The sequence below is a fragment of the Streptomyces sp. NPDC001770 genome (assembly GCF_053596135.1).
Window position 1 is genome coordinate 1 of sequence record NZ_JBSFFN010000062.1, and the last position, 14019, is coordinate 14019.

The window sequence follows — 14019 nt, forward strand, 5'->3', positions numbered from 1 at the left end:
GGTCGTCAACGTGCCGGCCGCCGTCATCGTCGTCCTCTCCATGGTGGTGCTGCTGCGCGGCGCCAAGGAGAGCGCGCTCACCGCCGTCCGCGGTGAGCGACCGCAGCCGTGCGACGGAGACGAGGCGCTGCTCGGCGCGTCCCCGGGGCACGGCGCTGTCCAGCTCGAATCCGGTCACGGCCAGTCCGCCCGACGGGGACACGGGGAACGACAGCGCGTGGGCCCGCCCGTCGACGGGAACGGTGCCCGCGGCCACCCGGTAGCGGATTCCGTAGCGGTCCTCCAGGACCACGCCGACCTGAGGAGCCGAGCCGGTGGGCGACGTGCCGCCCGGGGCCGAGGTGTCGCTGATACGCAGATCGAAGAGGACCCGTGTGCTGTCGGCGGGCAGCACCACACCGGTCCGTCCGGCGGCCGGCGGCGCGATCGCGTCGAACAGCGCCTGCGGCGACGCCCCGGCGAGGTCTTCGCGCATCAGCATCCGCTCGTCCGCGTGCGCGGTGTCGAGCGCCAGCACCTCGGCCGTCCGGCCGCCGGACAGCGGGGATTCCGTGCGGACCACGGGCGCCGCGTTCCGCACGCCCGGCAGTCCGGTGTACGGGGCCGCCCCGGCCGGGTCGTTGGACAGCCCGCCCACCATGCGTACCGACGCACCGGACCTGAAGTCGGCCTGGTCGCCCTGCGACCGGCCCCAGGACGCGCTCTGACCGATGGCCAGCATGCCCATCGCCACCGCCGGCACCAACAGCAGCACGGGCCCCGCACCCCGCAGCGGCCGACGGCTGAACTGCCAGCCGGCCAGCGCGGCGGTCAGACCCCGGCCGCCCGCCGCGCCGCGCTCCGCGAGCCTGGCCGCAAGCGGCAGCAGCCGCAGCGTCACGACGGTGCCGGCGAGCAGGGCCAGAGCGGGAGCGGCGACCAGCAGCGGGTCGATGCCCAGCGCGCCGTCACGATCGCCGCGCAGCGCACCCCCACCGGACGCGCCGGTCTGGCGGTCCAGCTGCCAGTACGCCACCCCCGCGACGAGCAGCAGCCCGATGTCGGCGCCCGCCCGCACCGGGGCGGGCAGCGCGGAGGCACGGCCTGCCCGGCGCCCGCCCGCCGCGAGCGCCGGGGCGAGCACCGCGAGCGCGCACAGCAGCGCCACCGCGGCGGCGACCAGCCAGACCGTGCCGTCGACCCCGCCGTCGAGCCTCAGCCCGATCCGGCCGAGCTCGCCCAGCCTCGCGAGCGACCTGGTCAGGGGCCCGGCGATCAGAGGTGCGACGACCGCGGCGGGGGCCGCGAGCAACAGCGCCTCGATCGCGGCGGAAGAGGCGATTCTTCCCCGTGAACCGCCCCTGGCCCGCAGGAGTTCGGTCTCACCGGCCCGCGCACTGCTCAGCAGGCCGGAGACGAGCAGCAGCGCGTATCCGGCGAGCAGGACGAGCTGAACGGCCACGATCATGATCGTGGAGCGTGCCACCAGCATGGCCCGCTCGACCTGGTCGATGACGGCCGGCAGTGAGGTACGGACCGTCGCGCCGTCCACGAACACCGCGGAAGCGGCCAGGGACTCGGGCACGTCCGTCGAGGCGCGTCGCAGGGCGCCGGTCCGGCCGGTGGTCACCGTGCGGAAATCGGCAGTGGCCAGCCAGGACACCCGTCCGGCACTGAGCCGGCCCGAGTCGACCACGGCCGGGTCCGTCAGCAGCGGGCCGTACGTGGTGAAGACGACCTCACCTGCGCCCCGGCCGCCGAGCGGGTCCAACTGCCAGTACGGGTCGGCCTGGTCGGCCACCTGGTACACGCCGGTGATCTCGACCGGCACGGGTGCTTCGCTCAGCCGGTCCGTGAGAGTGATCCGGGCGCCCGGCGCCAGCCCCAGCGCCTTGGCGGCCGCACGCGGCAAGGCCACCTCGACCGGCCCCCCGGCCTCCCCCTCACCCGTGGCGGGCATGCGGCCCGCGACGAGCCGCACACGCTTCGGGTCGAGCGAGGCGAAGTGCGTCAGGTCGGGGTTGCCCCGCCGCTCCGCCGCCGGTCGCAGGCTCCGCGGCAGGGCGTACGGGCCCGAACTCTCCATCTTCCGCACCGTCACCGGAAGTCCGTCGAAGGTCTCGCCGGCCGCGCGGCGCACCAGCGCGTCGGCGTCCTCGCGTCGCTCCAGGCCCACGTCGGCCGAGACGACGAGGGAGGACCGCTCGGCGGAACGACGGGTGAGCGTGTACCGCAGGGCGGCATCGCCCATGGAACCGGAGAACGCGGCGAGCGCGGTCAGCACACAGGTGGTGAGCAGGACCGCCAGCAGGGCAGCGGACAGCAGGAGCCGGTGCGCGCGCACCCGCAACAGGACGAACTCCGTCACCTGATCCCCCGAAACCTCATCACCCGCGCCCCCCGGCGCACATCGGATGCTTTCAGAGCACACCGGCTCCAGAAACCTCCGGCCGGCACATCGAGATGAGATCGTGAGCGCTGTACGGACACGGGAGACCGATTTCCGAACACGTGGTGACCACCCGGTTCCTCTGCGCCACCACCTCCCGGCGGGCGTGGGTGCGGACGCGGACGGTGCCCCGACGCGCATTGCTTCTCCGGGCGCCCCACGCACATACTGGCGACCGCCGAGGCGCGGCAACGCACGCAGGGGGGACCAGCGATGAGAAGACGGACCGGCGCGCGGAACGCTACGGCCCCGGCCGTGAGCCCGGCCGACGGCCCCATGGTGCGGGTCGAGGACCTGCGCCGCTCGTACGGGACCGGCGACGCGGCGGTGCACGCGCTGCGCGGAGTCACCTTCGAGATCCCCCGGGGGGAACTCGTCGCCCTCAAGGGCCGCTCGGGCTCCGGAAAGACCACCCTGCTCAACCTCGTCGGCGGCCTCGACACCCCGGACTGTGGCCGGGTCACCGTCGGGGGCACCGACCTCTCGGGACTCGGCGAGGACGGGCTCCTGGAACTCCGCCGGGACCGCGTCGGCTTCATCTTCCAGTCGTTCGGGCTGCTCCCCATCCTGACCGCGGCGGAGAACGTCGGCGTACCCATGCGGCTGCGCGGGACCGACCCCGCCGAACGCGAGGAGCGGGCCGCGCTCCTGCTGTCCCTCGTGGGACTCGGCGACCACGCCGCGCAGCGCCCGGGTGAACTCTCCGGCGGCCAGCAGCAGCGCGTGGCCATCGCCCGGGCGCTCGCCAACCGCCCCGCCCTGCTGGTCGCGGACGAGCCCACCGGGCAACTGGACGCGGAGACCGGCCTCGCGGTCATGCGGCTGCTGCGCGCCCTGGTGCGCAGCGAGGGCGTCACCGTACTGGTGGCCACCCACGACCCCCAGTTGCTCGGGTTCGCCGACCGGGTCCTGGAACTCCGCGACGGACACATCGTCGAACACGCGGTGGTGGAGCCGCTTTCGGCGAGCGCCTCACCGTAGATCCGCACCGTGCATCCGCGGACGACGGTGCGCTGCCGTACGGCCCGGACGCGGCCGGCGGCGTGTTCGAAGCCGTCGAGCAGGTCCTTGCCCGCGGGAGAGGACGCAAAGGGGGCCCGCCGGGAGCCCGCCCCGGAAGGCCCTGGCGGGAGCGCCGGCGCCGGTGAGGCGAACCGGGACGCCGTGATGTCCGCGGTTCCGCGGTCAGACGGTGATGGTCTTGTATTCGGTGTACGTGCCGAGGCCCACGGTGCCGTATTCGCGGCCGATGCCGCTGTTCTTGAAGCCGCCGAAGGGGCCGTCGAAGGCGAGGGGGGCTCCGTTGAGGGCAAGGGTGCCGGTGCGGATGCGGCGGGCGACCGCGAGGGCGTGCTCTTCGTCGGCGGACCAGATGCCGCCGGAGAGGCCGTAGGGGGAGTCGTTGGCGATGCGGACGGCATCGTCTTCGTCGTCGTAGGCGATGACGACCAGAACCGGGCCGAAGATCTCCTCCTGGGCGATGCGCATGGAGTTGTCGACTTCCGCGAAGACGGTCGGGGTGACGTAATTGCCCTTCTCCAACCCCTCCGGGATCTGTGGGCCGCCGGTGACCAGACGGGCGCCTTCCTCGATACCGAGCCGGATGTAATCGCGGACCCGTTCCTGCTGATCCGGACGGATCATCGGACCGATGAACGTGTCCGGATCGCTGGGGTCACCGACCCGGAGCGACTCCACGAGTTCCTTCAGCGCGCCGACGACCTCCTCGTACTTCTCGCGCGGAGCCAGAATCCTGGTCTGCGCGATGCACGACTCGCCGTTGTTGAGCAGGGAACCGAACTTCAGGCCCGCCACCGCCTCGGCGATGTCGGCGTCCGGGAGGATGACGGCGGCTGACTTGCCGCCCAGCTCCAGGCTGACCCGCTTGAGCTGCTCACCCGCGATGGACGCGATCCGGCGGCCGGCCCGCGTCGAACCGGTGAACGCGATCTTGTCGACCTCCGGGTGCGACACCAGATGCTCACTGGTCTCCCGGTCCGCCGGCAGGACGCTGATCACGCCGCCGGGCAGTCCCGACCGCTCCAGCAGTTCTGCCAGGAAGCCCATGCTCAGAGAGTTCTCGGGGGACACCTTGAGGACCACGGAGTTGCCGGCGAGAAGTGCAGGGATGATCTTCGAAGTGGCGGAAGAGAAGGGTGAGTTCCACGGGATCACCGCGGCCACGACACCGATCGCCTCGCGGCGCACCACGCTGCGCACGGGCGACGCCGGGTCGGACGGCACCAGCGTCTCCTCCCAGCCGAACTCCTCCGCCGCCTTGAAGTAGGCCTTCGCCTGCCGGGTCAGACCGGGCTGCCCGGCCCGCGTGAACCACCCCGCGGAACCGTTCTCCAGCGAGATGAGGTCTGCGGCCTTCTCCGCGTGCTCCTCGCGCAGGGCGTTGAACCGCCGCAGGACCGCGATGCGTTCAGCCGGCGGGGCCAGCCGCCACCCGCCCGCCTCGAACGACTCCCGCGCCGCGGTCACGGCACGGTCCATGTCCGCCGGCCGCGCCTGCGCCACGCGGCCGATCACCGACCGGTCGTGAGGTGACGCGATGTCGAGCAGGCGGGGGTCGCTCGGTGCCACCCAGGAGCCGCCGATGAAGAGCCGGTCGTAAGTGATCATGCGCTTTCTCTCTCTCGGGTTCTCACGTTCTCGGGTTCTGCCGGGGTCTCGGGTTCTGTCGGGTTCGGGATCTCGCGGCCCTTAACTGTCACTCTAATGTAGCATTTAAAGTCATCAAGTGCGCGCTTGAGTGACAGTATGTGAGTGATGCTCCATGGAACCGTTGCTCTTGTAGAGGCACGCTCAGACGTCACCTGTTTGACAGGTGACGACCCCTGTGTGAGAGTCGTCGCGCCACGAGCCGTGGCGAGCCTCGTACCGCCCATGCGGACGGAAGAGTTCCCCTGGTTCGGGTCGGTCACCGGAAACGCACGACGGAGGGGTTTCACATGATCAACAGGCGCACCTTCAGCAAGGCCGCCGGCCTGATCACCGGCGCGGCCACGGTTTCGTCGGGCGGTCTGACCACGGCGAACGCCGCTACCGTGCCGCCAGGGCCGAGCGGCTCGATCCTGCCGCCCGGGCCGACCCCGCCGAGCGGTTCACCCGTGTCCACCGTGCCCGTCGTCACCCCGGGTACGCACACCGGCTTCGGCACGCTCAAGCAGGTCAGGGCGGGTGTCCTGAACGTCGGTTACGCCGAGGCCGGGCCCGCTCGCGGCCCGGTCGTGATTCTCCTGCACGGCTGGCCGTACGACATCCACAGCTTCGTCGACGTCGCACCGCTCCTGGCCGACCGGGGCTACCGGGTCATCGTTCCCTACGTCCGCGGTCACGGCAGCACCACCTTCCTGTCGCGCCGCACCCCCCGCACCGCCGAACAGTCCGCCATCGCTCTCGACACCATCGCGCTGATGGACGCTCTCAAGATCGAGAAGGCGGTCCTCGCCGGTTTCGACTGGGGCGCGCGCACCGCCGATGTCATCGCCGCGCTGTGGCCCGAGCGCGTCAAGGCGCTGGTCTCCACCACCGGTTACCTCATCACCGACCTCAAGGCGCAGCTGGAACCCGCCGCCCCCGCCGTCGAGCGCAACTGGTGGTACCAGTGGTACTTCGCCGGCGACCGCGGCAAGAAGGCCATGGAGAACGAGGAGCAGCGCATCGCGCTGTGCCGCTACGTATGGACCCTCGTCTCTCCCAACTGGAACTTCGACGACGCCACCTTCGCGCGGACCGCCGAGGCCTTCAAGAACCCCGACTACGCCGCCGTCGTCCTCTACAACTACCGCTGGCGCATCGGCCTGATCGAGAGCGACCGACGCTACGAGCGTTACGAGAGGCAGCTCGCCACGCAGCCCCCGATCGCCGTTCCCACCATTACCCTCGACCCGGCGCTCGACCCCTTCACCCCGCCCGGCGAGGGCGCCTCCTACCGCAGCCACTTCACCGGGCCCTACGGCTACCGCACCATCGCGAACATCGGCCACAACCTGCCGCAGGAGGCGCCCACCGTCTTCGCGCAGGCCGTGGTCGACGCCGACCGCCTCTGAGCCCGGGGCCCGTCGAACACCTCACGCATCGGTCGCCCGACGGTGGGAGAAGAGTCGCGCCCCGGTCATTGCGGTCACCGCACAGGGAGGGCAGGGTTCGTCGTCACGGCAGAGCACGCACTACGGCAGCTCGAATCCCAGCTCCCTGGCGGCTTCCCCGGGGGTCGGCGCCGACCAGCGCTCCACCACGGCCTCGTTGGTCGACAGCGACCGTGACAGGGCCACGTCGAGGTAGAGCCCGCCGTCGAGGTGGTCGGTCTCGTGCTGCACGATGCGCGCCGGCCAGCCGGTGAACACCTCGTCGATCGCCTTGCCGGTCCCGTCCTGCGCGCACAGCCGCACGGATGCGTGGCGGGCCACCACGGCCTGCCAGCCGGGCACGCTCAGGCAGCCCTCGAAGAACGCGGCCCGGGCATCGCCCTCGGGCTCGTAACGGGGGTTGACCAGCACCCGGAAGGGCAGGGGGGTGCGTCCGCGTGCCTCCAGGACGTCCGGCGCCCCGACCGCCCGGTCCTCCAGCACCGCGACACGGAGCGGGATTCCGACCTGGGGCGCGGCCAGCCCCACGCCCGGGGCGGCGTGCATCGTCCCGCGCAGCGCGGCCAGGAACCGGTGGAACAGAGCGTCGTCGAGCTGCCCGTCGTACGGCTCCGCGACGCGCCGAAGGACGGGATCTCCCGCGGCGACGATGGGCAACGGCCCGTCGGACGAAAGGAGTTCCACGACGCGCTCGGCCAGGGACATGCGTGTCTTCGAATCGGTCATGGGAGCAGCCTGCCAGCCGCTCCGGGATGCGTACGAATCGCGCGGACGGGCCGCCGGCCCCTCACCCCGGGCCGGAGGCGGTGTCGTCACCTCGTCACCTCGTCGGCAGTCGGTCGCCGTTGTCACGTCGCTCGGACTGCGGTGCGCTCCAGAGGCCACGGGATCCGCCGACGGAACAGCACCGAACCGGCCAACCGCCGCAGGGTCGCGGCATCCACCGAGCGTTTCCCCACGCGCGAGAGGCGCTGGACGTACAACCCGCACATTCCGCCGGTCGTACCCGCCCTAGGATCGGTGGTGTGAGAGCCGATGCAGCACGCAATCTGGAAGCCGTCCTGACCACCGGGGCGCGGATGCTCGCCGTCGATCCGGGTGCGAGCGTGGCGAGCATCGCCGCCGAGGCGGGCGTGGACCGGCGGACCGTCTACCGGCGCTTCGCCGCGCGCGAGGACCTCCTTGCGGCCATCTACGACGCCCGCCTCACCGCCATCGAACGGGCCATCGAGGACGCCCGGCTGCGCGAAGCACCCGTCGCCGTCGCCCTGCACCGCTACGTCGAGAACATCATCGCCGTCAACCGCACCTGGCCCGTCGACCTCAGCCGCATGCTCACCGACGACACCGTCCACCCCCGCCGCGACGCGTCCGTCGCCGAAGTCGACGCCTTCCTCCACCGCGCCACCACCGAAGGCCTCCTGCGCCCCGGCCAACCCGAAGGATGGGTAAGCGCGCTACTGCCCCAGCTCATGCACCTGGTGTCCCGGACGATGCCCGATCTGAGCCCCGCGCAGGCGGCGGACGTGGTCGTCGACACGCTGCTGCGTGGCCTCGGAGCGCACTGACCAGGCGGAGAGCGCCCGGGGACGACATCTCGGCGCGGAGCCTTCCGGGGCGAGCGGGTCGTTCCCGGCCCGGCTCACGACCGGTCCTTCCGGATCACGAGCAGGTCCCTCCCGTACCCACGAGCGGTCCCTCCCGGCCCGGCCCCGCCCTCCCCGGGGGTGGCGGTCCCACCGCATCCGGGGCCGCGTCAGCCCCGCCGGACTCCTTCGAGGAAGCGGCCGGCCAGGTCGGCGCGTTCGTCGAGCGTGGCGGGCGACTGCCCGAAGTCCACGAACAGTTCGTGCACCCCGGCCGCTGCGGCGGCTCGCGCGTAGTCGATGAACTGGCCGAGGGTGCCCGCCCTCGGCATCTGCTCGTCGTCGGTCCGTACGTCGGTGAGCTGGGGGTTGACGCGCAGCGCCATACGGAGGGTGGACGGGTTCCGGCCGGCCTCCACCGCCGCCCCGACGATGACGTCCCACATGCCCATGAGGCGTGGGAGCGGCATCGCCACGGGCAGCCAGCCGCCGAACCGGCGCCCGATCCTCCGCAGGCCGCCGGGGGTGAACGCCGCGAGCAGTACGGGAGGCCCGGGCCGCCGGTGGGGCTTGAGCCCCACGACGGTCTCCGGGACGGTGAACAGTGCTCCCTCGTGCGAGAAGACGTCGTTGGCCCAGTACTTCTCCAGGACGTCCATGGTCTCTTCCAGCCGCGCGCCCCGGCCCTTCCAGGGAACGGACACCGCGGTGTACTCCTCGGGCATCCAGCCCAGGCCGAGGCCCACGACCAGACGTCCCCCACTGAGGAGGTCGAGGGTGGTCAGCGACCGGGCCAGCATGAGCGGCGGATGCCACAGACCGTTGAGCGTGCTCGTTCCCAGCTCGACGCGGGTCGTGTGGGACGCGGCGAACGTCAGGGCCACCAGGGGGTCCATGTGGTTCTCGTACTCCCGCGGCATCCTGCCGTCGGTGCTCGGGTAGGGCGTGCTCGGCGTCAACGGAGCCAGGACACGGTCGCCCGTCCACAGGGAGTCGTACCCGAGTTCCTCCGCGGTACCGCAGACGCTGAGCATGCCTTCCGGCCGGGCGTCGGGACCGAACGTGGGAAGGGCCAGACCTAGTCGCATGTGCTTCTCCTCATGAGGTCACACGGTCGGAGACCGTGTCTGTCAGGGGAATGCCGAGCAGGGATTCCAGGGCGGCGACCGTCCGCGCGGCCTCCCCGGTACGGACGGTGGCGAAGCCCATGTCCGCCTCGGGCCGCGGATACCCCTCGGTGCCGTCCCACGGACACGTACTCCTCCGTCGCCGGACCGAGTGCCTCCGGGCGGAGCGGGCCGCGCTCCGGCTCCTCGGTGTACCTGATCCCCCCTCACACCATAGAAGGCGGCCGGTCGCGAACCCGCCGGGGGCTCAGACCATGGGACTGACGGGCCGTTCGTCTCCCACCAGCGCCCGCCCGTACATCTCCTTGGCGAGCCCGGGGTTGAGCGTGGGATGCCGGGAAGCCGTCTCCAGGTCGCGCCAGTGGCGCTGTACGGTCCTCGCGGCCGAGAAGCTGCCCGCCCCGCCGACGGTGAGCAGCATCTGCACCGCCTGGAGCAGGCAGGTGGAGGCGTGTCCCGCGTCCATGCGGACCCGCGCGCGCTCGATCGGCGACGGTACGGTCCCCGAGACCGCCGCCGCGCCCACGGACTCGGCCGAGCGCCTCAGATGCAGGTGGGCCGAGTCGATGAGGGTGGCCGCCTCGGCGAGCGCCGCCTGCACGCTCGGTGAGTCGGCGAGGCGGGCGTGCAGGGACATGGCCATCGGTTTCCCGCTCCCGACGGCCTCCAGGGTGAGCCGCAGAACCGCCCGCGCGGCGCCCAGCAGGGGGCCCATCGACACGAGCGTCATGGATCCCGGCGGAATCCGGTACAGCGGCTCCTCGGGAAGCCCGGTTCCCCGGGCGACGTCGGCGAACCGCCGGAGCCGGTGGCGCGGGACGAACACCTCGTCGGCGACCAGGGTGTCACTGCCGGTTCCACGCATCCCCGCCATGTCCCAGGTCCTCCCGACCGCGAGGCCGGAGGCCGGCATCAGGGCCAGCCCGCGCGACGGCGCGTCGCCGGACTCGCCGGGCAGCGGTACGCCGAGCAGGGCCCAGTCGGCGTGGTGGCAGCCCGAGGCCCAGGACCAGGTGCCGGTGACGAGCATTCCGCCCTCGACCGGCCGGGAGACGGCTCCCGCGTCGTCGAACACCCCGCACAGCGCGACGTCCGGGCCGTCGCGCCACAGGTCGTGGCGGGCTCTCTCCCCGAACGAGGCGGCGATCTGCTGTGCGACGTACGAGACCATCACCACCCAGGCGCTCGACGGGCAGGCGAGTGCGAGTTCGGCGGTCACCTCCAGGCTGTCGGCGGGCATGAGTTCGGGTCCGCCGAAGCGCCGCGGCACACCGAGGGCGAACTGGCCGGCCTCCCGCAGAGCCCGTTCGGCCTCGGGAGTCAGCCGGCTGTCGCGTTCGGCGGCCTCCGCGGTACGGCTCAGCACGGGAGCGATGCCCTGGGCGGCCGCCAGGAGCGTGCGCGTCGGATCGGCGGGCGTGGCGCGCCCGGCGCCGGTCGATGAGTTCGTCACCACCCCAGGAGATCACCGGGGGGACCCGGAGATCCGTCGTTCGGGCCAAGTCGGCCCCACGACCCGGGCGTGGACCGCACCATGCGCTCACGGAAGTCCGCCCCGGGCCGCTGTCCGCCGGACGCACCCGCGTGTCAGCTCTCTCCACCCGGTTTCCCCAGGGTGTACAGGCCGGGGCGTGGTCAGTGCGCTGCGGGCGCCGCCTTCTTGCGCGCCCGGTAGGCGGCGGCCTTGATCTTGTTGCCGCAGGATTCCATGCCGCACCACTGGCGGCGCATTCCCCGCGAGCGGTCGATGTAGACCCGGGTGCACTCGGGATTGCCGCACTCCTTCAGCAGCGGGACCTCGGGGCCGCCGAGCAGTTCGACGGCCTGCCGGGCAACGGTCGCCAGGGCCTGGGGGGCGGTCGCTTCGACCAGCCGCCCGGCGCTCGTGAGCTGGGGCGTCACCGGAGTCCTGAGCGCGGCGGCGTTGAGCACGTCGAGCGCCTCCCGGTCGAAGGCCTCGCCGAGACGCCGGTTGGTGACGAGCTGGTAGACGGCCTCGCGCACGGTGGTCGCCGCTCGGACGTCGTCCTCCCCGGCGGGCGTGATCGTGTCCACGAGCCCGGACTCCAGGTACCAGGCGTTGAGCCGCTCCGGCGTCACGAACATCTCGAACCGGGTCGACCGCCGTGTACGGAGGGTGGCCGCGAAGTCGAGAGCGGGGTGCTCGCATACGAAGACATGGTCGAGATTCACATCACCATTTTGACAGGTGACGGCAGGGGGGTGCAAGGGTCGTCATCTGTTCGCGCTCCGCCGCACGGCCGAGCCGATGGTGCGGCCGTCAGCAGGCGTGACGGCGTACCGGCAGGGACAGCACGCCGCGGATGATGCCGGAGCCGATCCAGTCGAGCGAATCAACCGGGGCGGCGAGCTCCAGGCCGGGGACGCGGGAGAGCAGGACGCGCAGGGCCACGGTCGTCTCCAGCCGGGCGAGCGGGGCGCCCAGGCAGTAGTGGATGCCGTGGCCGAAGGCCAGATGACGGGCGGCGGGCCGGGTCACGTCGAGGACGGCGGGGTCGTCGGCCCGGGTCCGGGGGAGGTCGTGCCCGGCGGAACCGAGTGCGACGGTGATCATGCCGCCCCGGGGGATGCGGACCCCGCCCAGTTCGAGGTCCTCACTGGCGTAGCGGCTGGTGGAGCGCTCGACGGAGGTGTCGTACCGCAGGAACTCCTCCACGGCCCTCGGCATGAGTTCCGGCCTCTCGCGCAACAGCCTGAGCTGTTCCGGGTGCCGCAGCAGGGCCAGGACGGCGTTGCCGAGCAGGTTCACGGTGCTCTCGTGGCCCGCGACGACCAGCATCATGGCCGTGCCCACGAGTTCCTCCTCCGACAGCCGGCCGTCCTCCTCGTCGCGGACGGCGACCAGGGCGGACAGCAGGTCGTCCCCGGGGCGACGCCGTTTCTCCGCGACCAGCTCGGCCAGAAGCCCGTGCAGTCCGGCCAGCGCCGGCCGGTGCCCGGGCGACGCCACCTGGAGTGCCAGCCCCGACCAGCGGCGGAAGTCCGGGTGGTGTTCCGCCGGGATGCCGAGGAGTTCGGCGATGACCGAGGCGGGCAGCGGGTTGTTGAACGCCTCCATGAGGTCGAACTCGCCCGAGGGCGGCATCGCGTCGATCAGGTCGTGGGCGATCCGCTCGATGCGCGGCGCCAGTTCGGCCGTACGGCGGGGAGTGAACGCGGCCGAGGCCAGCCGGCGCAGACGGCCGTGCTCGGGCGGGTCGGCCTCCATCATCTGCGCGCCCAGTCCCACCGACGGCTGATGGAGTACGTAACCGGCGGCGGCCAGGGCATCGGCGGCGGGCGTGGCGTCCTTCAGCAGGGCGGGGTGGTTCAGCGCCTGCCGGGCCAGGTCGTGTCCGACGACCACCCAGCCCTGGAGACCGCGGTGGAACTCGGCCGGATGGATGGGGCCGAGCGCCCGCAGCCGGGCGTACCGGGCGGGAGCGTCCGCCTTGAACGCGGGACCGATGACCACCCTGCCGTCGCGGTACGGGCACTGCTCGCGTGAACTCATGTGTCTCTCCCGTTCTGGTGGCCGTGCGGAGCCGTCGTACGGAGTCCAGCGCGCTCCCCGACGGTGGCGGGGGTACGGCCCATGCGCTGTCCTGAGAACGAGCCCGCTCGCGCGGGGTTCGGGCCGGCCGCACCCCGGACATGCCGGAGGGGGCACGCGTATCGTGCATGCCCCCTCCGGCGCCGGGGAACCCGGTCGTCGTCGAAGCCGGTCGGTACGCGCAGCGCCTCCACCAGATCCACCCGTGCGTCGTGGTGAGACCGAAGGCGGACAGCAAGGCATCCACGGCGTTCCCCAGGCGATGCCGACTCGTCGACGCAGAGATCTCCTCGGGCCCGCGCCGACGCCCGCTCGGTGTGCCGGGAAGTGCGCGCGTACGCGCGTTTGACGGCCGGTACGGTGATCCGACGCGTGGGAGCGTCGTTCTCCGCGCGTGAGCGCGGGGCCGCATCGGCACGCTCGCTCAGAAGCCCTTCGAGGAGAGGTACTCCCCGTCATGACCTCAGTGACCGGAACGCTCGTGGACATCGTCACCGCCGACGGCACCGCCGACGCCTACCTCGTCCACCCGGACGACGGACGCGCCCACCCGGCCGTGCTCATGTACCAGGACGCCTTCGGTGTGAGGCCGCACCTGAAGGCGATGGCCGACCGTCTCGCCGCCTGCGGCTACACGGTGCTCGTCCCGAACGTCTTCTACCGGCACGGGCGCGCCCCGGTCGTGGAGCTGCCCGAGTTCATCGACACCCGCACCCGCCCGGACATCTTCGGGAAGGTCGTACCGCTGATGCGCGCGCTCACCCCCGAACTCACGGAACGTGACGCCGACGCCTACCTGGGATGGCTCGCCGGCTCACCGCTGACCGCGGACGGACCGGTGGGCATCACCGGGTACTGCATGGGAGCCCGGCTCGCGCTGATCACGGCCGGCACCCATCCCGACCGGGTCGCGGCCGCGGCGGGTTTCCACGGAGGCTCGCTGGCGACCGATGCGCCCGACAGCCCCCACCTGCTCGCCGACCGGATCACCGCCGAGCTGTACTTCGCGCACGCCGACGACGATCCGTCGATGCCCGAGGAACAGGCCGCCCGGCTGGAGCAGGCGTTCACGGACGCGGGCGTCAAGCACCGGTGCGAGGTCTACGAGGGCGCTCACCACGGCTACACGCAGTCCGACACGGCGGCTCACGACCCCGCGGCGACCGAGCGGCACTGGTCGGCGCTGCGCGAGCTGTTCGCCCGCACCCTCTGAGCACGTGCGCCGCGG

The 14019-nt window shown here is 72.2% G+C and carries 11 protein-coding genes; 4 read left to right on the forward strand and 7 right to left on the reverse strand.

The window, feature by feature from the left end:
- The coding region (locus ACWCSV_RS32850; protein WP_451148602.1) for an FtsX-like permease family protein at window positions 1-2347 on the reverse strand (2347 nt) is incomplete at its 3' end.
- A gap of 294 nt (window positions 2348-2641) precedes the next feature.
- On the opposite strand from ACWCSV_RS32850, the gene ACWCSV_RS32855 reads away from it, so the two are divergent.
- The gene (locus ACWCSV_RS32855; protein ID WP_451148604.1) at window positions 2642-3409 is read left to right on the forward strand and encodes an ABC transporter ATP-binding protein; all 768 of its coding nucleotides are present in this window, start codon (window positions 2642-2644) and stop codon (window positions 3407-3409) included.
- Window positions 3410-3613: 204 nt separating this feature from the next.
- Here the strand turns inward: ACWCSV_RS32855 and ACWCSV_RS32860 are convergent, their stop codons facing one another.
- Complete coding sequence (locus ACWCSV_RS32860; protein ID WP_451148606.1) at window positions 3614-5056, reverse strand: aldehyde dehydrogenase; 1443 nt, start codon at window positions 5054-5056, stop codon at window positions 3614-3616.
- Between the two features lie 329 nt (window positions 5057-5385).
- Between ACWCSV_RS32860 and ACWCSV_RS32865 the strand changes: the two genes are divergently transcribed.
- A complete protein-coding gene (locus ACWCSV_RS32865) occupies window positions 5386-6486 on the forward strand; it encodes an alpha/beta fold hydrolase (RefSeq protein WP_451148608.1) in 1101 nt (366 codons plus the stop codon).
- Between the two features lie 120 nt (window positions 6487-6606).
- On the opposite strand, the gene ACWCSV_RS32870 is transcribed toward ACWCSV_RS32865, so the two are convergent.
- Window positions 6607-7251 (reverse strand): peptide deformylase, encoded by a 645-nt coding sequence (locus ACWCSV_RS32870; RefSeq protein WP_451148610.1) that lies wholly within the window; start codon window positions 7249-7251, stop codon window positions 6607-6609.
- A 353-nt stretch (window positions 7252-7604) separates the two neighbouring features.
- Here ACWCSV_RS32870 and ACWCSV_RS32875 point away from each other — a divergent pair, with 353 nt between their 5' ends.
- A complete protein-coding gene (locus ACWCSV_RS32875; RefSeq protein ID WP_451148646.1) occupies window positions 7605-8093 on the forward strand; it encodes a TetR/AcrR family transcriptional regulator in 489 nt (162 codons plus the stop codon).
- Window positions 8094-8281: 188 nt separating this feature from the next.
- On the opposite strand, the gene ACWCSV_RS32880 is transcribed toward ACWCSV_RS32875, so the two are convergent.
- The 4 genes from ACWCSV_RS32880 to ACWCSV_RS32895 all read right to left on the reverse strand — a co-directional run bounded on the left by ACWCSV_RS32880 (window position 8282) and on the right by ACWCSV_RS32895 (window position 12752).
- Window positions 8282-9199, reverse strand: coding sequence for a TIGR03619 family F420-dependent LLM class oxidoreductase (locus tag ACWCSV_RS32880; protein ID WP_451148612.1), 918 nt, complete (start codon window positions 9197-9199; stop codon window positions 8282-8284).
- Window positions 9200-9485: 286 nt separating this feature from the next.
- On the reverse strand, window positions 9486-10691 hold the full coding sequence (locus ACWCSV_RS32885) for an acyl-CoA dehydrogenase family protein (RefSeq protein ID WP_451148614.1): 1206 nt from the start codon (window positions 10689-10691) through the stop codon (window positions 9486-9488).
- 182 nt (window positions 10692-10873) lie between these two features.
- Window positions 10874-11431, reverse strand: a complete 558-nt coding sequence (locus ACWCSV_RS32890; RefSeq protein ID WP_451148616.1) for a CGNR zinc finger domain-containing protein — start codon at window positions 11429-11431, stop codon at window positions 10874-10876.
- A gap of 88 nt (window positions 11432-11519) precedes the next feature.
- A complete protein-coding gene (locus ACWCSV_RS32895; protein WP_451148618.1) occupies window positions 11520-12752 on the reverse strand; it encodes a cytochrome P450 family protein in 1233 nt (410 codons plus the stop codon).
- A 496-nt stretch (window positions 12753-13248) separates the two neighbouring features.
- On the opposite strand from ACWCSV_RS32895, the gene ACWCSV_RS32900 reads away from it, so the two are divergent.
- Complete coding sequence (locus tag ACWCSV_RS32900; protein WP_451148620.1) at window positions 13249-14004, forward strand: dienelactone hydrolase family protein; 756 nt, start codon at window positions 13249-13251, stop codon at window positions 14002-14004.
- Window positions 14005-14019: the final 15 nt, after the last annotated feature.

Excerpts from the sequence above, each read along its gene's own strand:
- ACWCSV_RS32855 (WP_451148604.1), top strand. The coding sequence starts at position 2,642 with ATGAGAAGACGGACCGGCGCGCGGAACGCTACGGCCCCGGCCGTGAGC.
- ACWCSV_RS32860 (WP_451148606.1), bottom strand. The coding sequence starts at position 5,056 with ATGATCACTTACGACCGGCTCTTCATCGGCGGCTCCTGGGTGGCACCG.
- ACWCSV_RS32865 (WP_451148608.1), top strand. The coding sequence starts at position 5,386 with ATGATCAACAGGCGCACCTTCAGCAAGGCCGCCGGCCTGATCACCGGC.
- ACWCSV_RS32870 (WP_451148610.1), bottom strand. The coding sequence starts at position 7,251 with ATGACCGATTCGAAGACACGCATGTCCCTGGCCGAGCGCGTCGTGGAA.
- ACWCSV_RS32875 (WP_451148646.1), top strand. The coding sequence starts at position 7,605 with ATGCTCGCCGTCGATCCGGGTGCGAGCGTGGCGAGCATCGCCGCCGAG.
- ACWCSV_RS32880 (WP_451148612.1), bottom strand. The coding sequence starts at position 9,199 with ATGCGACTAGGTCTGGCCCTTCCCACGTTCGGTCCCGACGCCCGGCCG.
- ACWCSV_RS32895 (WP_451148618.1), bottom strand. The coding sequence starts at position 12,752 with ATGAGTTCACGCGAGCAGTGCCCGTACCGCGACGGCAGGGTGGTCATC.
- ACWCSV_RS32900 (WP_451148620.1), top strand. The coding sequence starts at position 13,249 with ATGACCTCAGTGACCGGAACGCTCGTGGACATCGTCACCGCCGACGGC.